This window comes from Solibacillus sp. FSL K6-4121 (assembly GCF_038002585.1).
GTDB classification, from domain to species: Bacteria; Bacillota; Bacilli; order Bacillales_A; family Planococcaceae; genus Solibacillus; species Solibacillus faecavium.
On the sequence record NZ_JBBOCS010000001.1, the window covers coordinates 243,280 to 263,594 of the forward strand.

Here is a 20,315-nt window from a genome sequence, read left to right on the forward strand (position 1 = left end):
TAACTTTCAGGGATAACCCCTTTTTTGTTTTCATAATTTCATTTACAGTACATATGTTTAAATGTAATGGTATCTCTTTGTTTTAAGTCAGTATAAATTAATTTAAAGGTTTTAGAGAAAGTGAATTAATCTACACTATTCCTCCTTTCTACTTTCACTTTACTCTCGCATTTTTATATTACTAAAGGGGAATTAAGTTGAAAAAAGTATTCAATTTTTATTTTATGATTTTTTGTTTAATTGGCTTTTTTACAGTAAATGTCGAAAGTACTTCCGCTGCTCCTTCAGCCACAATTAAACTAACAACGATAGAAACCGAAGTATTAAAAGAAAATCGGCAGGAAAAAATTATTTCTCTATCAAAGGCAACCCCTATTATCGTATTATCTGAAACTGAAGGTTGGACTAAAATTCAGTATAAAACGGTAATCGGCTTTATAAAGAGTGAGTATTTAAAATCGGTTTCTCCCCAGTACATGCTCGTTAAATCCCAAAATGAGCCTCTTGTCCGAGTAACGAATAAACAACACAGCGGCTCTATCGGAAAACTTTATTTAAATAGTATTGTTGAACTGTACGGATCTAATTCTACCGATTTTGTATTCATAAAATACGGGGGTCTGGCAGGGTATGTAAATAAGCATGCTCTCATAAAGCCTACCGGAAAAAAGATGAAGGTAAAAGCCTCTAAAGATTTAGTAGTCCGATCTATTGCTAGCTCATCGAGTGATGATATAGGGACTTTACGTAAAAACAGTAATGTCACAATGTTAACAAACTTAAAGGGCTGGGCGTTTGTCACATCTGAGAGTCTATCTGGCTATGTGCCTATGAGTGGCTTAACAACTCCTGTACAAAAAGCTGTACCTCCGAAGCCATCCAAACCTAAATCGGCACAACCTGTGAAGGGAAAAAAAATCGCCTTAACCTTTGATGATGGTCCCCACCCGAAAGTGACGAGGCAAATATTACAAACACTTGATAAATATAATGCAAAAGCTACATTTTTTGTTATTGGCCAAGAAGTGGTGAAGTACCCTGAAGTTTTAAAGGAAGTATATGAAGCAGGCCATGAAATTGGCAATCATACATACAATCATGAAAAGTTGACAACATTGTCTCAAAAAGAAGTGAATCATCAAATTCAATCAACTGATGAGTTAATTAAATCTGTTATAGGTAAAAATGCAACGGTTTTCCGTCCGCCTTATGGGAGCTATGATGAAACCGTTATAAAGCAGTTAAAAGTGCCAAGCGTAATGTGGACAATTGATACACTAGATTGGAAACACCGCGATCCGGAAAAAACGGCGCTTGCTATAGAGGAACAGGTAAACAACGGTAGCATTATATTAATGCATGATATTCACCAAGCAACTGCAGATGCATTAGAAACAATACTTATAGATTTACAAATCCAAGGCTATACATTTGTGACAGTTTCAGAATTACTAAAAAAGTAATGATTTGAGTTGTTTAAAAAACTAAATAAAAAGCATCGCAAACTATGGAAAAATTTGCGATGCTCTTTATTGTGATTCCTGTATATTTTAATTGAATGACTTTAAATGTAAGAACGTCAATTGCTGATTCATCGGATCTAACTGTATTTCCTGAAATGCTTGAGTAGAGAAGCCATTGTTTTGTGTTACAGCCAATGCTGCAATTACAACTAAAAACAAAACACCAACTGCAATAAAAGCCGTTAAAGTCCGGTGCGCCTTTTGCATCTCAATATTGGAGTGCTGTCTCTTTTTATTACGTATGAGTTGGAAAAAGCGGTCTTCATTTTTAGGTAAAGTAAGTACATGTTCGCAAGTTAAACAAAGGTTTGCCGTATGATGAGCTAATATCACTCTATTCACTTGGATAGATTCATTTGTTCGGTTACAGTTTTCACAGCGATATGTATTAGCATTTCCCATAGGAAGAACCTCTTTCATTAGTTTCTTATTAATTATGATAACATAAATAATCAGAAAATTCATTCTTATGTACGAAATAAAGAGGCTGAGACATAAGTAGAATTTTCTTTTTATAAGGAAAATAATCTTATTAAGAATTTGATACTCTATGAATTGATTGGAGTGAAGGGGCGACTCCTGGGGGGAACCGCACGACGCCTGAGACTACAGGCTCAGGCCGTGCCCCCGGAAAGCGTCCCCGTAACGGAAATCAATTTTGCCAGAAGCAGAAAACTATCTATTTCTTTTTTGAAAAAATAGATAGTTTTCGTTTTGTCACAAGCTCTTCAATTTTATATCGACTTTAATAACTGTAAAAACTCAGTTAATGATGTAACTTCAAAAGTTGGCACTACATCGGGGTTTTTAGGTTTGTTTTCACGGTTAATCCAAACGTTGCGCATACCGACACGAGATGAACCTAAAATGTCCGTCATTAAGTTATCACCCACCATAATGGCTTCATCTTTTGTTAAACCTGCTTTATCCATAACAAATTCGAATATAGAAGCATCTGGCTTACCTTTACCAAAGTCTCCTGAAATAATGATATGGTCAAAATAAGGGACAATTTCAGGTGTAATCTCCAACTTTAAATTTTGTAGGCTTGGTGCTCCATTTGTAAGTAAAATTAACTCGTATTTCCCTTTTAATTGATCTAACACCTCAAAAGTATCTTCATAGAAAAACGGGGCTTTTTTACGTTCTTCAACAAAACGCTCTCCAAGTTCCGCGCCTAGCTCAGCATCTTCAATCCCAACTGTCGCTAAACCGTTTGTCCAAGCTAGGGCACGATATGCAGGCACAATTTCCTTCATCTGTTGAAATTGTTGTGTAGGGTCATCAAATGTCCCCCAAAGCCCCTCAAAAGGGTTTATTCCGATTAAGACTGTGTAGTCGTATGTAGGATAGCTTTCATACAATCCACGAGCCGCTATTTTGACCGCCTCTTCCAATTCTCGGGAGTCTACATTTTTTATAGTTGCTGCATAGTCACACGTTTTTTCAAATGCCGTTTTTACAGATTTTTGATCAAATAATAAAGTATCATCTAAATCGAATATAATTGTTTTAATTGCCATTGTTATGCTCCTAAAATTAATATATGTACTCATATATTCTACCATATAGAAGCGTATAGTTTCCGATACTTTTTGATTTTTCTAACTTTTTAAAACAACTGTTACCGTACTGTGCTTACTGATTCTTATTCCTTAATTGCTCTAATAAATTGTTAACACGCTGTTTTTGATCAGCTGTTTCTTCCGGTAATAATTTAATCGTATACGCAAAGCCATCATCTTGAATTTCTACAATGTCCCCTTCTTTCACCTCTACTGACATTTCATCACGGTGGATTAAAAGTTGGTCCGTTTCTTGAGGACGTTTTAAAAAAATTGCATAATCTCCTTCAAATCGATCCAGCGTATATTTATTTTCATTCACTACAATCTCCCCCTTCGCTTTATATACTTTGACTGTTTAAAATTACAAAAGTCTCTTCACACGCACCATTACTAACAAGCTAACTTGGATACTGCTTCGTGCATTTGGCAATGGGATTCACCTCGTTGCCCCCCTCAATACACTGCTGTGTATCTATTTCATATGATACCCAATCTGGTGTGATGACAATCGTTTCCTGTTTCTCCACTCGGTAAAAACAACAAATAGCACATACCTCAGAAAGTGGCTGTGCTATTTGTATAGGACCTAACTAATCAAGAATATAGCTCCTCTAAAATAGCTATTTTCTTTGCAATTGATTCTTCAAATGTCAAAATGTATGCGGCAGGATCTTTCGGATTATGGAATTGTGTAATCTTGCCTGTTTCAGGATGCACAAACTTAGAGGATGCCCCACAGCCAATACCTAAAATTGTTTGCACTTCTTCCATAATGACTATATTGTAGATCGACTCTTCTTTCGGTTTACAATAGCCAACATTTTCTAAGTTACCTAGAATATTTTTCTGGCGGTATAAATAATACGGTACATAGCCGTTTTCAGCTGTCCATTCTGTTGCCATCTGCATCATTTCCCCAACTGTCTCACGGTCGGCAACTTTATACTTATCCTTATTTCGAGTCATTTCGGAAGCACGTTTAAAGCTCAGTGTATGAACAGTTAAGCTTTCCGGTTGCATTTTAGCCGATTCTTCCAAAGAATGTTTAAATTCTTTAATGCCTTCGTTCGGTAAGCCGATAATCAAATCCATATTAATATTGTTCATACCGGAATTCCGTGACAGCCAAAACTTCTCTACTGTTTCTTCAACAGTATGATGACGGCCAATCGCTTTTAATGTTTCTTGCGTATAGCTTTGTGGGTTAACGGAAATACGGTCAATGCCCCATTTTTTCAGCACTTCGATTTTTTCCGGTGTAATTGTATCCGGGCGTCCTGCTTCTACCGTAATTTCACGAATGGACTCGGGATTCGGGAATGCATCAAACATTGTTTTATATAATGCATCCATTTCATGCGCCTCAATAGAAGTCGGTGTGCCCCCACCCCAGTAAATCGAAGTAATGCGCATATTTTTTTCTGTCAGCCATTTACCCATTTCACGTAGTTCAATGTGAAGGCCATCGATAAATTTCTCTACGCGTCCTGCCTTACGATTTGATTGGATCGCATAGGCCGGGAATGTACAATAAGCACACATTGTCGGACAAAACGGTACCCCAATATAAATTGAAATTTCCTTTCCAAGCTCATCCAAATCAGGAATAATCGTAAGTTGACGCTCAACAATCGCTTTCATCAATGCGATCTTTTGATCTGAAATTCGGTAATCCTCTTTTAGTACCGCGGCAATCTGCTCATCATTCATACCGGCTTTACGATATTTATGATAAAGCTTTGTTGGACGTACTCCTGTCAGTATCCCCCATTGCTGTACCATACCTGAATATTGTTCAAGTACATCAAGCATGACATGTGACAATGCACGTTTCATTCGGATACTTTGCTCTTTCTCAGTTCCTTCAGTCGTATACTGAATGGAATAATCACTCGTATATTCTTGACCATCCACTAAAAGTTTGGCATAAGTGGAAATCGTAAAATTTTCATCGATTGCTTTGTTAAATTCAATCGACATATCCGAACCATCCTGCTCAATTTGAATAACGGAGTCTTCGTAAAATAAATTTGCTATATGATTAAGAACACGCGTCCAATCTTCTTTAAACTGCTCATTTATATGAATTGTTTTCATAACATTTCTCTACTTTCTTAATTTTAAATAATAAAAATCTATCTCATTGTAACAAAAAAACCTCTATAAGAGAAAAATGAATTATTACATATATTATTTGACACTTCTTATTAAACAAACTTTCACTTTTTAATTGCAAAACAAAAAAAGGCCTTTTGTCTTTTTATAAATTTTTACTAGATGCTTAGCAGGAATAAGTTGTTCATGTTCATTGATTTGATTGATTACTAGTCATCGTAGATATCGTATCTCACTTTATTTAAAGCGATGAATAAGTTGATTGGAGTGGAGGGACCGTGACTCCACCGGGAATAGCGCGCGCGGAAGATCCACTGAATTGTGCCTGCCGTTGTAGGCACAATTTAGTTAGCTGGAGCCGTGCCCGGGGAAAGCATCGGTCCCGCAATGGAAATCAACGGTTTTCATTAGTTAACTTTATTTTAATAAAAAAGACTGTAGGCAATCCCGAATTTCTTCGAGTTTGTCTACAGTCTGAGAACACAGTTTAACTGTGCTCCTCTTCCTTTTTATAGTCCATCATATAAAGATTGGATTGGCTGTGTAATAATACGATTAATTTCTTGAATCACTGCACTTAACGCCATTTCAGCTTCAAGCATTTCTAAAATTTTCACATTTTGTTGAGCTAGTTGTGCTGTTTTCTGTAAAAATACATATTCTTCTTCAGTAATCTCTTCACCAGCATTTTGTTTATCTTGCATCTTCAATTGAACATCACGGAAGTTTGTAAACAATACTTTTGCCTCTTCATCTTCACGTACTGTCTCTACTGCCTTTTGTAAATTTTGAAACTCATCAGTCTTGCGGAATGTTGCTTCCAATTTATTAATATCTTCATAAATATTGATCATGTAATAGTCCTACTTTCTAATTTTAGTTCGTCATAAAGACGATTAACGCTTGAATGATCCCGACAAGACCACCTATAATACCACCTAGCCACGTAATTAATTTTAACTCTTTACTAATAATACCTAGCACGAGCTCTTCTAATTTGGCAATCGGGAAGGAATCTACTTGCTCACGGACAACTCCAGCTAAATTCAGACGTTTTAATACGTCTTCAAGTTTTCCTTCAGCAGCTAAAAATGCTTTATCCATTATTTTCGGTAGTAAATCATTAGTAGCCCACGCTTTCCCTTTTGGCCAATAGTCATTAATTGTTTTATCCAGGCGTGTTTCCAATGCTAATGCATTTTTTGCATAGCTTTGGACATTAGCTTCAATCGTATCAAAATTCACATCATTCATAAAGTCCATTGCAGGACGATTTTTAATTTTTTCCCATTCTGCTATGAAAATACGGTGTAAAAGTGAAGCGGTCCCTGGCGCCTGTAGAAACTTTATGAGTTCCCGTTGCACTTTATCCACAAGTGATGAAGAATCCCCTAAAAACATCTGAATCATTCCACCAAAAGAGCCTTTCGTCGATAAAAAGTCATCCAGCATATTTTTGATTGTCATCGTACCTTCTGGTGACGAGAAATAATCTTCGCCCTTTTTCAAAATTTGTATGACCGCTTCATCAATTTTCCGATCCAATACCGGCTCCAAATCATCAGGTAATAACTCTCTAATTGATTTCGTAGATAATGTATTTTTCACGGAAATAAATTGAGTATGGATAATGTCATTGACTTTTCCCTCAACCGATTGTGGTAATTGTGTAAAACCTGCTAAGTGAATCCAATCATTAATTGTTTTTTCGTTTGTAAATACTTCTTGCGCTACTTTATTCTGTGCGAAGGTTAAAACATTTGTGCGTATTTCCTCAGATAAAAATTTCTTTTTAATCGTTTCAGGTGTCAGTAGGTACTCCGAAACTGTTTTTCCGAGCTGAATCGCCAAATCTTCTCGACGCTTTGGAATCAAGCCCGGCGTCAATGGCAACTTCCACTTTTTAAAGTATATTGGCTTATATGGTCTAAATAACATCTTAATCGCCATATAGTTTGTCGCTGCACCAACAGCAGCGCCTACAACACCAAGCAGGAATAATAACGAAATAAATTCTCCCATTTTGCTCACTCTTTCTTCAACATGTGTATGTTCTATTATTAATTTTTTAAAAGATAAATTGCAACAATGTACTACTTTCTGTACGATTAAATTGGGAGGGAAGTTTCATGATTCAACATTTTAGCTATAAACCCCTATTTGAAAATAGTCAAATACCGGGCTGGTCAATTAGTTTCTTCTATGAGCAGAATCGTTATGCAGCAGAGTATTATAAAGATGGTAGTATTCAATTTATTGGTGAAGGTCCTTCAGAAGACCAAAGGGAAAATATTGAAAAAGTGATTCATGAATTAATGCTTTTTCATGTATATGAATAAAAAATTAAAGAGGGAGCATCCGATTATTACTACTCGGATGCTCCCTCCTTTATGCGCGTTTCGAGCTAATCATAATTTAGTAGCTGGCTACGGGTATATGTATTTGCTGGCTATTTTTTATATTTCCCGTCTACTAAATTATCACTATCTACCTCTTCACATTAGCATAGATTTACTAAAATTTCAATTTTCTATTAATTCGATTGTATATTATTAAAATTATAAATAACGCTATAATTTCCCCATTAATTAAAAACAAATTATTTCCTCAAATTTCAAATTGAAAAATTGTTTTTTTTACGTAAATATTTTATGATTATATTATTAAATTTTTTTTAGGAGGTGTACTCTTTATTTGCCACGCTCATTTGCGCCGCAAATAGGGAATATAGTTGGACGTAGACATAGGAATCGAACTAACCATTAGGTTGATAGCATTTGCTATCTTAATTGCCGCTACGGCATTTTTCGTTGCAACTGAGTTTGCAATAGTTAAAGTAAGGACAACAAGAATTGACCAGCTCGTTGCAGAGGGTAACAAATCTGCAATTAGAGCAAAAAAGGTAATTTCAAACTTAGATGAGTATTTATCTGCTTGTCAGTTAGGAATTACGATTACTGCATTAGGACTAGGATGGTTAGGAGAACCGACTTTTGAAATTCTTCTTCATCCAGTATTCGAGTTCTTCGGCTTAAGCGGTAGTATCACATCTGTTCTTTCATTTATTGTTGCCTTCTCACTCGTAACGTTTTTACATGTTGTCGTAGGGGAATTAGCACCAAAAACTCTCGCTATTCAAAAAGCAGAAGCCGTAACATTAAAGCTATCTGGAGTATTAATTTTATTCCATAATATTATGTACCCTTTTATTCGTGCTCTAAACGGATCAGCACGTGCATTAACTGGACTTTTTGGCTTAAAAATGATTTCTGAATCTGAAGAAGCGCACTCTGAAGAAGAGCTTCGCATGATTTTATCAGACAGCTTCAAGGGTGGGGAAATTAACCATTCTGAATATGAATACGTAAATAGTATTTTTGAGTTTTCTGATCGTATTGCGAAAGAGATAATGGTACCTCGAACTGAAATAATCAGTATTGAAAAAGGTCAAACAATTCGCGAAGTATTTGAAGTAATGGGTATTGAACAATATACGCGTTACCCAATTACAGACGGTGACAAAGACCACGTCATTGGTCTTGTCAATATGAAGCATTTATTGACAGCCTATATTAAAGATCCAACAAATGGTGATAAGCTTGTCGAAGAATATATGCAACCCGTTATTCGTGTAATTGAAACGATTCCAATTAGTGATTTATTATTAAAAATTCAAAATGAACGTATTCACCTTGCCATTTTAATGGACGAATACGGTGGGACATCCGGTTTAGTTACAATTGAAGATATTATCGAAGAAATTATCGGTGATATTCAAGATGAGTTTGATGAAGATGAAATTCCTGAAATTCAGGAGATTTCAGAAAACCACTACATCTTTGATGCTAAAATGTTATTGCAAGATATGAATGATATTTTAGGGACAACAATTGAAGATGAAGATATCGATACAATCGGCGGCTGGTTTATGACACAGCGTTTTGATATGCAAGTAGGCGATACAATCGATGAACAAGGCTACCAATTCAAAGTTACCGAATTGGACGGCCACCACATCTTATACTTAGAAGTAACTAAGCTTCCCAATTCTGAAACAATAGACGAAGAAGTATAATTCAAAAAGAACGCACCTTTTAGTAAGGTTGCGTTCTTTTTAATTTATGAACTTATCCATCGTTCGTTTCCGTTAAATTATGCTTCACAGCGTAAAGAGCTGCCTGGGTACGATCCTGAACTTGAAGCTTTGTAAAAATGTTAGAAATATGTGTTTTCACAGTTTTTTCTGTTACATAAAGTGATGATGCAATCTCTCTATTGCTTTTCCCTTTTGTCAATTCAGCCAGTACATCCTTTTCCCTTGGTGTAAGCGGATTTAAAATATGAGGCTTATTTTCGTCTTCTCGAAGCCCTTCTTCTAACTGTGATGTAGCTTCCGGATGAATTGTATTTTCGCCGCGCATAATTTGCCGAATCGACTCTACTAAATCATCTGGCTCAATATCCTTTAATTGATAGCCTGATGCACCAGCTTCCATCGCCGGCAGCACATGGTCCTTATCCGAAAAACTTGTGAGCATAAGTACTTTCGTATCTGGCCACTTACTTTTTATTTTTTTTGTCGCCTGAATACCGTCCATCTCTGGCATGACCAAATCCATAAGTACAATATGCGGTGCAAATTTCTCTACCAGCTCAATTGCTTCTAGCCCGTTTTTGGCTTCCCCTACAACTTCAATATCTTTTTGTGTTTTTAAAAAGAATAATAGTCCTCTGCGTACAACATGATGATCATCTGCAATTAATACTCGTATCATCGAACTCCCCCTAGTATGGTAAACGAATTAATAACTCTGTCCCTTTTCCGATCTCACTTACCCAATCAGCGGTCCCACCTACTGCATGAACCCGGTCAATGATTGACTGCAATCCAATTGAAGGTATATGGCGATGAGCCTCAATATTAAAGCCCTGCCCTTCATCTTTAACAACCAGTAATACATCCGTAGCTGTTACGCTAATATAAATTTCTGCTTGTGTAACGCCAGCATGTTTACGCACGTTATTTAAGGCCTCCTGCGCAATTCTAAATAGCGTTTCTTCTATTCTTGAAGGAAATTGGATAACACCTGAAACATTGACCGCCAATTTCAAATTCAGCATTTCAGCATATACTTTTATCGCTTCAATGAGTCCACTTTCCAATCCTTTTGGACGCAATTGCCATATAAGTGCACGCATTTCCGTCAGGGCTTCTTGTGTAAGCTGTTGGATATCTTTAAACGTTTCCTTAATATCCGGCTGCTCGCTCATTTCAATCCCTGCTCTTGCAGTTAAAGTTACCGAAAAGAGCAACTGATTAACAGAATCATGTAAATCACGAGCCAAGCGGTTTCGCTCCTGCACAAGGGCAATTTCCTGCTGTTCATTTGTTAAATATATGCGCTTTATCGCAGAGCCCATTTGAAATGCGACTGATTCCAGTAAGTCCAGATCCTCATCGCTAAAGCGTACTGTATTTCTCGATGCAACATTTAGTAATCCAAAACGTTCCTGACCGGATTGCAATGGTACTGTCGCATGATGTGTAATGTCGCTATGCTCGCCAACATTCGCTTCTATCGCGCTTTCAATTCGTTGGCACTCAATAATATTCGAAGCTTTTTCCAGTTCCTCATTGCGGAAGCGTGAAACACACCAGCATCCACCGCGCTTTAAATGCTGACAATCATTGTAGCTAAGCGCATCCGGTAAGTTTTGCTTCACTACAAGCTCCGATTTTCCTCTTTCATCAATAAAGAAAATCCAACCCGTTTCAAATTTTGTTCCACTTAAAAATTTTGAAAGTGCCCCATTTAACATTGGAATCATTTCGGTCTCTTCATTTAATAACTCTGCAATCTCTTTCAATATTGCAATATTCGAATGGTCTTTTGGCATTCTGACTCTTCCTTTGCATCATTCACTTTTCTCTATCATACCATTTCATTTAATCAGTTCGCACCGCTACACACCTCATACTTTTGAATGAAAAGAGTGTCCCAAAACTTAACGGGACACCCTTTACTCACAAGTTACTCTTGCATTGGAATGATAATTTCTGCTGCCCCTTCTAAATAAGAAGGATAACTATTAAAATAAATTTTAACTGGACTAACGTATTTTTCAATATCATAGCTAACAGTGACTTCGTGATAATTTCCATCCATTCCCGACACGGATGAATTCATTTCACCTAATTCTTTCCCTGTCGCATCAATTGCAGTACCTAATAGTTGACGGTAATGTGTCATGTTTGCTGGCTTATATTGTACTCTTAACTTTTTTGGATATACTTCAACCTTTGATAAATCAATAAAGTCAGGAGCAAAAATTACTTCTTGCTTCTCAAAATTAACTTCCATATAATCCTGCCCTTTAGGTAAAGCTTCCACTTCAGAAATTTTTAATGTCAGTGACTTAGGCTCTCTAAAATAATTGCTTTGTAAAAAATGAGTCATTACATTTTCATCCGTTGTGCCATGACCCGTAACGCCATTCGAAACTTCACTCCAAATCTCATTATTTTCGTCCATCAGTTCAATTGAATTAAAGCTTAATATACGTTTGTCGTTTATAGGATCAACCGCTATTTGAATCCCTACACGCAGTGGTGAAATCTGGACTTCTTTTACAGTAAAACGCTGCCCTTCTATTTCCAACTGTTCATTAACTGCATAAACTTTCGTTTGCTTAATTTTATTTTTCAATTCAAAAGGAACACGGAGCGTTTCATCATTTAACATGAATTGCACTTCGAAATTCCGTTCACTATAATCCATGCCTTCGCTTGAAACAACTTCAATCGAATTCGCAAATTCATATGTTTCCTCATCCATAAATGTACTAAATCCCACACCTGCTTTTACGGGTTCTCCGTTTTGAAGTACGCTTAAACTAATTTTTTTATATTTACTCAAATCCTGTTCACTGCTTAACCGATACATAATGAACATTCCTGTTTCATCTGCTATAACCTCTTCAATTACTGCCTTGACCCCATATTGTTCAGCTGATGCATAAACTTTCTCATTATACCCTTGCTCCAACACATCCTCAATTCCCTTATTATGAGAAATGAGCTCGACAATCGTTTCTAATCCCGGTACCTTTGATACGGCATATGCGATTGTCGGTGAAAAACGTATGGACAAAATAAAAAGACAGATGACTGCAGCTGAGATAATGGTAGCTGTCCAATAATTTCGCCTTTTTTGGTCCGCTCTTTTTTTCATGATTGCTTGGGCTCTCGCTGCTGCTAATGCTTCATTTGGGGTGTTAAGCTTATTTAAATATTCCTTTAGCTTATCATCCATTATCGTTCACCTCTTTCTATTAAAATCCCTCGAAGTTTTCTAAGCGTATGGTGCAAACGAGATTTAATTGTTCCTTCTGATACTTGTTGAATTTGAGCGATGTCTTTCATTTTTAAATCTTTAAAAAATCGTAAATATATAAGTTCTTGCTGTTCAATCGGCAGCTCCGCTATAACATCTGCAAGCTCTAAAGGATGGACCTCTTCATTCGGTATTTCTATATCTTCCTTCAAATCATAACGAGCTTGTTTCTTTTTCATATCAAGACAAATATTAATCAAAATACGAATAAGCCATGTCTGCAAATATTCGGGTTGTTTGACTGTATGTATTTTTTTTAGGCAACGGTACGTCATTTCCTGAATCGCATCGACTGCATCATATTCATTTTTCAAATATGCAAAAGCTATTTTATACAATCCGTCTTCATAGCTCTCTAACATTTCAACAATTGCTCGTTCGTTACCAGCAATCGCACTTTTTATAAGTTCCTGCTCATCCATGAAAGACACCTCCCTACTTATTAGACATTTGTAACATATGTTTCGTTCAGTCCACATAAAAAAATTCTGCTATCTTTTACAATAGCAGAATTCCCATTAAATTTACTTTAAATATTCAACACGATATACGTCATGACGTCTGTCTTTTAAATGCTTTACTGTCCCATCTTGACGCTGGCGACGTAAAATTTCCAAGTCGACGTCTCCAATGAGAACCATTTCTAAGTTCGGGCTTGTTTCGCCTACAATGCCGTCTCGGGCAAATTCAAAATCGCTCGGCGCAAAAATGCCTGATTGTGCATATTGAATATCCATATTTTCCGTTTCAGGCAAGTTCCCCACGGTTCCAGAAATAACTGTATAAATTTGGTTTTCAACTGCACGCGCCTGAGCACAGTAGCGCACTCGTAAATAGCCTTGGCGGTCTTCTGTACAGAACGGTGTGAAAATAATATTCGCGCCCATATCTGTTGCAATTCGAGCAAGTTCCGGAAACTCAATATCATAGCAAATTTGAATTGCAATCTTGCCGCAGTCGGTATCAAACACACGGACCTTATCGCCATTACTGATTCCCCACCATTTACGTTCATTTGGTGTAATGTGAATTTTATATTGTTTTTCAATCGTCCCGTCACGTCTGAATAAATAAGCGATATTGTAAATCTCCTCATCCTCTTCCTCAACAAAATGAGAACCGCCAATGATATTCACATTGTAGCGAACCGCTAAGCTTGTAAATAATTCAATGTATTCAGGTGTATACTTTGTCAGTTTACGGACTGCCTGCGAAGGTGATTTTTCATTTAAAAAGCTCATTAATTGTGTTGTGAAAATTTCCGGGAATACGACAAAGTCTGAACCCGCATCAGAGCCTACATCAACAAAGTACTCACACTGTTTTGCAAAATCCTCAAAGGAATCAATTGCACGCATCATATATTGGACAACACAAATACGTACTGGATAACTTGTTTTAAAGTGACGCTTCGAGAGCGGACGATAATCTACGTTATGCCATTCCAATAACGTTGCGTACTTTCCTGATGCAACATCATCTGTTAAATAATTCGGATTTATACGCATTAAAATAAAGCCATTCATCATTTGGAATGTCAGCACCGGGTCATATATTTTATGGCGGCTTACCGCGTCTACATATTCACGTGGACTCATCTCATTCGAATGTACATGATAATTCGGAATACGTCCTCCAATAATAATAGACTTTAAATTGAGTGTACGAGCCAAGTCCTTACGTGCCTCATAAAGCCTTTGCCCTACCTTCATACGGCGATATTCTGGATGCACCATTACTTCGATTCCATATAAATTATAGCCATTTGGATCATGGTTTGTGATAAAGCCGTTATCTGTAATATCATTCCACGTATGGCGATCATCGTATTCATCAAAGTTTATACGTAGGCTCGAGCATGAACCGATCACCTTTCCATCTAACTCTGCAACAATTTGTCCTTCCGGGAAAATTGTTAAATGACTATATAAATGTGCCCGCTCCCACGGCTCCATACCTGGAAAAGATATGCGCTGAATTTCTAATATCGCATCTATATCCTCTACTGTCATATTTCGTATAATCATTGGTTTTTCAAATTTGGACATATCTAATGCATCTGTCATAATAACTCCCCCTCCATACATATATAGACTTTCCTTTTCATAGCACTCCATAAACGTAGTAATTTACTTTTTCTCGAATTCAAACTATAATCAATTGAGATTAAATTATGAATATAGAGGTAACAGTATGTCTAAAAAACTCGAAAATGCCTTGCTCGTCATTTGGGTAGTATCATTAACAGCGACCCTTGGATCTTTATATTTTTCAGAAATACGGGGTTACGAACCATGTGCATTATGTTGGTATCAGCGTATCCTCATGTATCCCATTGTTATTATTGCTACAATAGCATACATACAAAAAAATGCTAGAATCGCCATGACTACAGCCGTGTTCTCAACGATTGGTGCTTTAACATCATTATACCATTATGGGTTACAAAAACTGGATTTTTTGCAGGATACAGCCCCTGCATGTGGACGTGTGCCATGTACAGGTCAATACATTAACTGGCTTGGCTTTATCACGATTCCATTTTTAGCACTTACGGCTTTTACTATTATTGCAATTATTAGTTTTTATATGTTAAAAGTTTTAAAGGAGGAAAATTAGGATGAAGAAATTAGCAATTGTCGGTGCAGTAATAGTTTTATTATTCGCTGGAATTATTATACTGACAAATATGAAAAATAGTGAGAAATTAGAGGATAACCCTTACGGCACGAAAAATCTAAAACAATCTACAATTGATCTTTTGGATGATGAGAATTATCAAAATATCATTTTACCAGATGCATTAGCAAAGAAAATTGAATCAGGTGAAGGGGTTGTCGGCTATTTCTTCAGTCCTGAATGCTCGCATTGTAAAAATTATACACCGAAGCTTATGCCTATTGCTGACGAGATGGATATTCAAGTGGATCAATTAAATATTCTTGAGTATACTAATGAATGGGATACTTATAATATTACAGCAACACCAACACTTATTTACTTCGAAAACGGTGAAGAAGTTGCCCGTTTAGAAGGTGACGCTCCTAATGAAACAACGCGCCAATTCTTTAATGATGTTGTGTTAAAATAAGAAGTATTAATAAAATCGTGTTCTTCATGAGCACGATTTTTCATTTGGAGGAATTTACAATGTTCACATATACAATCAATGAAAACGGCTTAACTGTAGAAGAGCTCTTACGTACGAAATGGCGTTTAGGAAAAAAGATTGTCCATGAATTACGCATGGCAAAAGCAGTAACATTAAATGATGAACCAGTACTATGGAAAGAGCCTTTAGAGAAAGGGACGACAATTCATTTTGCTTTCGATATCCCCGCGTCTAATTATATCCCAACAGATAAATGTGAAGTGACTGTACGCTATGAAGACGAGCATTGCTTAATCGTATCAAAGCCTAAAGGGATGGCTACTCATCCAAATGAGCCAATGGACAGTGATACTTGTATGAATCATGTAATGCGCCATATTGTCGATAATGGGGGACATTACGCTGAGCATGTACATCGTTTGGATCAAGGAACGAACGGCTTATTACTTGTTGCCAAACATCCGATAGCGAAGTCTATTTTTGATCGTATGATTGAAGAAAAAACAATCGTCCGTACGTATGCTGCTGAAGTTCAAGGAAACTTACGTACAGATAGTGGTACGATTAAAGCCGCAATTGGTAAAGACCGTCATCACAATACACGTAGAGTTGTAGCCCCGAATGGACAATCTGCCGTTACACATTATGAGGTAGTAAATCGTTTTAAAGGGACATGTGTTGTCCATGTCGTTCTAGAAACAGGACGTACCCATCAAATCCGCGTGCACATGGCTCACTTAGGTCACCCGATTGTTGGGGATACAATGTACGGTGCACGTGAAACTGCTTCTGGCGATTATGCCCTGCACGCAATTCAACTTTCATTTATGCACCCATTTTTAAATGAGCAGATTATTGTAAAAGATAATTGAAAAAATACGTCCGTAAGCTTACTTGCTACGGACGTATTTTTATTTTTACTTTAATCTCTTTTCACGCTCGGTATAAGTTATTCCATTCTGATATGCTAAGTGATAAATTTGGCTTACACCTGCTGAATGAATTTCCTTATGATTAATAACAAATTGTTCCCCCGATTTTGCTGTAAATGTAATGTCGCCCTTTTTACTCCCTACAACATATTCAAAAACAATCTCATCTAATTGTTCCCATCGATATTGCTGTTTATCAAAAAAATGGTGTCTTTCTATTGCTTCCTGGCTGATCAGTAAATAATTTGTTGTAGATAAATAAGCAATCCCAATACTTAATCCAAAAAACAAAATACTAAAAAGATACATTTTTCTTTCTTGTCTGTAGCCAATAATGCCGAACGCTATGATTAATGCTAGACAAGATAAAAGCACGAGTCTCAGGTTTACAGGATTAGGGATGAATGTCGATACCCGATTATTATAAGATAAATACTCCAGATGAAAAATTGGATGAAATATCATTATCCATGGTGCAAAAATAACAACTGTTACTGCTGCCATTGAAAAAAATAAACCGGGCGAAAAATTTTTAAACATTGTCTCACTCCCCTAAGTAATTATATGTTAAAAATCAAATTTGAAATTATCCGGATTTTGTCCAAAGCGCTCATTGCGATTTACCGCATTCAGTTGCTGCATTGTTTCTTTTGTTAATTCAAAGTGATAAAGTTCACTATTCTCTTTAATACGTGAAGGTGTAACTGATTTTGGAATGATAATGACATCATTTTGTAGATGCCAGCGTAAAATTATTTGTGCTGGTGTGACATTGTATTCATGTGCAATACGTACAATTATATCGTCATTTAATACATTTCCCCGTCCAAGCGGTGACCAGGCTGTTACCGCAATTTGCTCCTGTGCACAATAGTTTCTTAAGGACTCTTGGCTTAAATATGGATGTACTTCAATTTGGTTGACCATTGGGGCAATATTACAGCTTGCCAGGATGTCTTTTAAATGATGCTCATGGTGATTGGAAACACCCGGTACACGGATCAGCTTTTCTTCATATAGGCGTTCAATTGCCCGGTATGTTTCCACATACTTCTCCTTGACTGGCCAGTGAGTCAAATAAAGATCTATGTAATCCATATCAAGCTTTTTTAGCGATGTTTCAAAAGCACGCAACGTGTTGTCATAACCTTGGTCACTATTCCAAACTTTTGATGTCACGAAAATATCCTCGCGTGGTACTGAAGAATGTTTGATTGCTTCTCCTACTTCTTCTTCATTGTAGTAAAGTGCTGCTGTATCAACTGCCCGATAACCTAAGTCCAGCGCCGTAGTAATTGCTTGAAGCGTTTCATCCCGGTCAGTCATTTTATAAACGCCTAAACCAAGCATAGGCATTTTAACTCCATTCGTTAATTCTTTTGTTGTTTGTAAATTCATATTCATCACCTCGGTATTAGAATGTTTTTATTATAGCACTACTTACGTAAATGTTACGAAACAGTTTCAATAATAAGGAAAAAATGGTAGATCGTCTCGATGTTATTTAGTATGATTTAATTAACAGAAAATTCTTTCAATAGAATTTTAATAAATTTGTTTAGGAGCTGAAAAACTATGATGGACACGCAATTAGTTTTAACAGGATTTTTAAAGCGCGCACAACGGTATTTCCCAAACAAACAAATCATTTCTCGTACTAGCCCTACTATGACACATCGCATTCCATTCAAAGATTATGTAAAACGAACTCATCGATTAGCTGATGCATTAACGCAGCTAGGTATGACGCGAGGTACAAAAGTTGGTACTTTTGCATGGAATCATCATCGCCATTTAGAAGCCTACTTTGCAATTCCATGTAGTGGTGCCATTCTGCACACAATTAACATCCGACTAGCACCCGAGCATATTATTTATATTATTAATCATGCAGAAGATGAAATTTTATTAATCGATGGTGACTTATTCCCACTAGTAGAGCCTGCTTTAGGCCATTTAAAAACAGTTAAGCATATTATCGTCATGAGTGATGATCCGGTCGCTCCACCATCCAGCTTTCCGAATGTTTACAGTTATGAACAACTTCTTCAGGAAGCCGATGAAAATTTCGAATTCCCTGCAGATTTAGATGAAAATATGCAGGCAGGGATGTGCTATACATCCGCAACTACAGGTATGCCTAAAGGTGTCGTTTATACACATCGGAGTATTGTCTTGCATAGCTTAGCACTCGGTCTTGCGGAGTCCTTTGCCCTAAAAGAAAGTGATATTGCATTACCGGTTGTACCAATGTTTCATGTCAATGCATGGGGCTTCCCATTTGCTGCCCTTAATTTTGGCGCAAATATTGTATTACCAGGTCCAATGATGACTCCAAGTTTAATCTTGGATTTAATAGAACAAGAGAAAGTTACGATTACAGCAGGTGTTCCGACAATTTGGCTTGGTGCTCTTGCAGAATTAGAAAAGCAACCGCGCGATTTATCATCCATCCGTTTAATTATCTCTGGGGGTTCAGCTTCACCGAAAGGATTAATTCAAGCCTATAACGAAAAGTTAGGAGTCCCTTATGTAAACGCTTACGGTATGACTGAAACATCACCGCTTGTAAGTATGTCGCATCCTACTACCGAAATGAACAGTTATACGGATGATGAAATGTTAAACATTCGCGTAACGCAAGGACTAACCGTATCTTTAATTGAAACAGAAGTCGTAAATGAAAAAGGTCCGGTGCCTTGGGACGGAGAAACTATGGGTGAATTGCGTGTGCGCGGACCTTGGATTGCTTCCGAATATTTTAAAGATGACCGGACAAATGAAGCATTCCGTGATGGCTGGCTATATACGGGTGATATTGCAGTATTAACGAAGGAAGGTTATATCAAAATTACAGACCGGACAAAAGACCTTATAAAATCAGGAGGTGAGTGGATTTCTTCTGTTGATTTAGAAAATGCGCTCATGTCTCATCCAGATGTTTTTGAAGCAGCAGTCATTGCTGTTCCCCACCCAAAATGGCAGGAAAGACCGTTAGCTTGTGTTGTTTTAAAAGAAGATGCTCTTGCAACAAAAGAAGAGCTTCTTCAATTTATTGAACAGGATTTTGCAAAGTGGTGGCTCCCGGACGATATTGTATTCTTAAAGGAAATACCAAAAACATCTGTTGGTAAGTTTTTAAAAGCTAAATTAAGAGAAGAATTAAAAGACTACGAAGTTCAAACAAGTTAGAAAATCAAACATAAAAGGTGTGGCCGAATATTTCCCTGGCCACACCTTTTATTCATTTATTTCTCTTCATCTTCATCATCAAATTGCTGCGGATCTGCAATACGGTCTGATTCCTCCAATTGCCCACCGTCACGCATATTTTCCATCTGCTTACCAAGGTTTTTTAATTCTTCCATTGAATTGGCCATATTCCCATTTACAATCTCATCTTTCTTCATATAAATCCCTCCATATTTTATTTTATATTTTTCCAATTTTGAACTATTTCTGACATAATTAAAGTTTTCATACAGGTAATTTATGCTATACTTAAAAAAGAATAATTAGAAACATGAGGAGGATACTTCCATGAAATTAATTTTAATTCTTGGTGTTTGCATCGCATTCTTAACAGCAATTTTCACTGCTGGTTATGATAGCAAACCATTCTCAAAAGAAAACTAATCCTATTAGCTTTTCATTAAAAGGCAATCGTAATT

The 20,315-nt window shown here is 36.8% G+C and carries 21 protein-coding genes; 7 read left to right on the top strand and 14 right to left on the bottom strand.

Going from position 1 to position 20,315, the window contains the following annotated elements; translation table 11 throughout:
* The first annotated feature begins 197 nt into the window (after window positions 1-197).
* A complete protein-coding gene (locus tag MHH95_RS01295) occupies window positions 198-1,463 on the top strand; it encodes a polysaccharide deacetylase family protein (protein ID WP_340726151.1) in 1,266 nt (421 codons plus the stop codon).
* Window positions 1,464-1,550: 87 nt separating this feature from the next.
* Here the strand turns inward: MHH95_RS01295 and MHH95_RS01300 are convergent, their stop codons facing one another.
* The 6 genes from MHH95_RS01300 to MHH95_RS01325 all read right to left on the bottom strand — a co-directional run bounded on the left by MHH95_RS01300 (window position 1,551) and on the right by MHH95_RS01325 (window position 7,228).
* Entirely contained in the window at window positions 1,551-1,925 is a 375-nt protein-coding gene (locus MHH95_RS01300) for a DNA polymerase III subunit delta (protein WP_340726152.1), read from the bottom strand.
* Between the two features lie 332 nt (window positions 1,926-2,257).
* A complete protein-coding gene (locus MHH95_RS01305) occupies window positions 2,258-3,046 on the bottom strand; it encodes an HAD family hydrolase (protein ID WP_340726153.1) in 789 nt (262 codons plus the stop codon).
* 115 nt (window positions 3,047-3,161) lie between these two features.
* The gene (locus MHH95_RS01310; protein WP_340726154.1) at window positions 3,162-3,410 is read right to left on the bottom strand and encodes a DUF3006 domain-containing protein; all 249 of its coding nucleotides are present in this window, start codon (window positions 3,408-3,410) and stop codon (window positions 3,162-3,164) included.
* 275 nt (window positions 3,411-3,685) lie between these two features.
* Complete coding sequence (locus MHH95_RS01315; protein ID WP_340726155.1) at window positions 3,686-5,188, bottom strand: coproporphyrinogen III oxidase; 1,503 nt, start codon at window positions 5,186-5,188, stop codon at window positions 3,686-3,688.
* Window positions 5,189-5,715: 527 nt separating this feature from the next.
* The gene (locus tag MHH95_RS01320) at window positions 5,716-6,060 is read right to left on the bottom strand and encodes a YlbF family regulator (RefSeq protein ID WP_191699470.1); all 345 of its coding nucleotides are present in this window, start codon (window positions 6,058-6,060) and stop codon (window positions 5,716-5,718) included.
* Between the two features lie 22 nt (window positions 6,061-6,082).
* Complete coding sequence (locus MHH95_RS01325; RefSeq protein ID WP_340726156.1) at window positions 6,083-7,228, bottom strand: DUF445 family protein; 1,146 nt, start codon at window positions 7,226-7,228, stop codon at window positions 6,083-6,085.
* 107 nt (window positions 7,229-7,335) lie between these two features.
* On the opposite strand from MHH95_RS01325, the gene MHH95_RS01330 reads away from it, so the two are divergent.
* Window positions 7,336-7,545 carry a YheE family protein gene (locus MHH95_RS01330; RefSeq protein WP_340726157.1) on the top strand — a complete coding sequence of 70 codons (210 nt, stop codon included), beginning with the start codon at window positions 7,336-7,338 and terminating at the stop codon, window positions 7,543-7,545.
* Between the two features lie 428 nt (window positions 7,546-7,973).
* Window positions 7,974-9,281 carry a hemolysin family protein gene (locus MHH95_RS01335; protein ID WP_340727284.1) on the top strand — a complete coding sequence of 436 codons (1,308 nt, stop codon included), beginning with the start codon at window positions 7,974-7,976 and terminating at the stop codon, window positions 9,279-9,281.
* A 52-nt stretch (window positions 9,282-9,333) separates the two neighbouring features.
* Here the strand turns inward: MHH95_RS01335 and MHH95_RS01340 are convergent, their stop codons facing one another.
* The 5 genes from MHH95_RS01340 to MHH95_RS01360 all read right to left on the bottom strand — a co-directional run bounded on the left by MHH95_RS01340 (window position 9,334) and on the right by MHH95_RS01360 (window position 14,666).
* The gene (locus MHH95_RS01340) at window positions 9,334-9,981 is read right to left on the bottom strand and encodes a response regulator (protein WP_191699467.1); all 648 of its coding nucleotides are present in this window, start codon (window positions 9,979-9,981) and stop codon (window positions 9,334-9,336) included.
* Between the two features lie 10 nt (window positions 9,982-9,991).
* Window positions 9,992-11,104, bottom strand: coding sequence for a GAF domain-containing sensor histidine kinase (locus MHH95_RS01345; protein WP_340726158.1), 1,113 nt, complete (start codon window positions 11,102-11,104; stop codon window positions 9,992-9,994).
* 134 nt (window positions 11,105-11,238) lie between these two features.
* On the bottom strand, window positions 11,239-12,519 hold the full coding sequence (locus MHH95_RS01350; protein ID WP_340726159.1) for a DUF4179 domain-containing protein: 1,281 nt from the start codon (window positions 12,517-12,519) through the stop codon (window positions 11,239-11,241).
* A complete protein-coding gene (locus tag MHH95_RS01355) occupies window positions 12,519-13,022 on the bottom strand; it encodes a sigma-70 family RNA polymerase sigma factor (protein WP_340726160.1) in 504 nt (167 codons plus the stop codon). The genes MHH95_RS01350 and MHH95_RS01355 overlap by 1 nt, the downstream gene beginning before the upstream one ends.
* A 102-nt stretch (window positions 13,023-13,124) precedes the next feature.
* Window positions 13,125-14,666 carry a carbon-nitrogen hydrolase family protein gene (locus tag MHH95_RS01360; RefSeq protein ID WP_191699463.1) on the bottom strand — a complete coding sequence of 514 codons (1,542 nt, stop codon included), beginning with the start codon at window positions 14,664-14,666 and terminating at the stop codon, window positions 13,125-13,127.
* A gap of 127 nt (window positions 14,667-14,793) precedes the next feature.
* Here MHH95_RS01360 and MHH95_RS01365 point away from each other — a divergent pair, with 127 nt between their 5' ends.
* Genes MHH95_RS01365 through MHH95_RS01375 form a run of 3 tightly spaced genes read left to right on the top strand, consistent with a single transcriptional unit; the run spans window position 14,794 to window position 16,584 of the window.
* Window positions 14,794-15,219 (top strand): disulfide formation protein C, encoded by a 426-nt coding sequence (locus tag MHH95_RS01365; protein ID WP_340726161.1) that lies wholly within the window; start codon window positions 14,794-14,796, stop codon window positions 15,217-15,219.
* 1 nt (window position 15,220) lies between these two features.
* Window positions 15,221-15,691 carry a thioredoxin family protein gene (locus MHH95_RS01370; RefSeq protein WP_191699461.1) on the top strand — a complete coding sequence of 157 codons (471 nt, stop codon included), beginning with the start codon at window positions 15,221-15,223 and terminating at the stop codon, window positions 15,689-15,691.
* A gap of 59 nt (window positions 15,692-15,750) precedes the next feature.
* Window positions 15,751-16,584 carry an RluA family pseudouridine synthase gene (locus tag MHH95_RS01375; RefSeq protein WP_340726162.1) on the top strand — a complete coding sequence of 278 codons (834 nt, stop codon included), beginning with the start codon at window positions 15,751-15,753 and terminating at the stop codon, window positions 16,582-16,584.
* 45 nt (window positions 16,585-16,629) lie between these two features.
* Here MHH95_RS01375 and MHH95_RS01380 read toward each other — a convergent pair whose 3' ends face one another.
* Together MHH95_RS01380 and MHH95_RS01385 are read right to left on the bottom strand one after the other, a co-directional pair.
* A complete protein-coding gene (locus MHH95_RS01380; RefSeq protein WP_340726163.1) occupies window positions 16,630-17,184 on the bottom strand; it encodes an acyl dehydratase in 555 nt (184 codons plus the stop codon).
* 27 nt (window positions 17,185-17,211) lie between these two features.
* The gene (locus MHH95_RS01385; protein ID WP_340726164.1) at window positions 17,212-18,042 is read right to left on the bottom strand and encodes an aldo/keto reductase; all 831 of its coding nucleotides are present in this window, start codon (window positions 18,040-18,042) and stop codon (window positions 17,212-17,214) included.
* A 177-nt stretch (window positions 18,043-18,219) separates the two neighbouring features.
* Here MHH95_RS01385 and MHH95_RS01390 point away from each other — a divergent pair, with 177 nt between their 5' ends.
* Window positions 18,220-19,836 carry a long-chain fatty acid--CoA ligase gene (locus MHH95_RS01390; protein WP_340726165.1) on the top strand — a complete coding sequence of 539 codons (1,617 nt, stop codon included), beginning with the start codon at window positions 18,220-18,222 and terminating at the stop codon, window positions 19,834-19,836.
* Window positions 19,837-19,892: 56 nt separating this feature from the next.
* Here the strand turns inward: MHH95_RS01390 and MHH95_RS01395 are convergent, their stop codons facing one another.
* Window positions 19,893-20,054: a hypothetical protein gene (locus MHH95_RS01395; protein WP_191699455.1), complete on the bottom strand. Its 162-nt coding sequence runs from the start codon at window positions 20,052-20,054 to the stop codon at window positions 19,893-19,895.
* Between the last annotated feature and the right edge of the window lie 261 nt (window positions 20,055-20,315).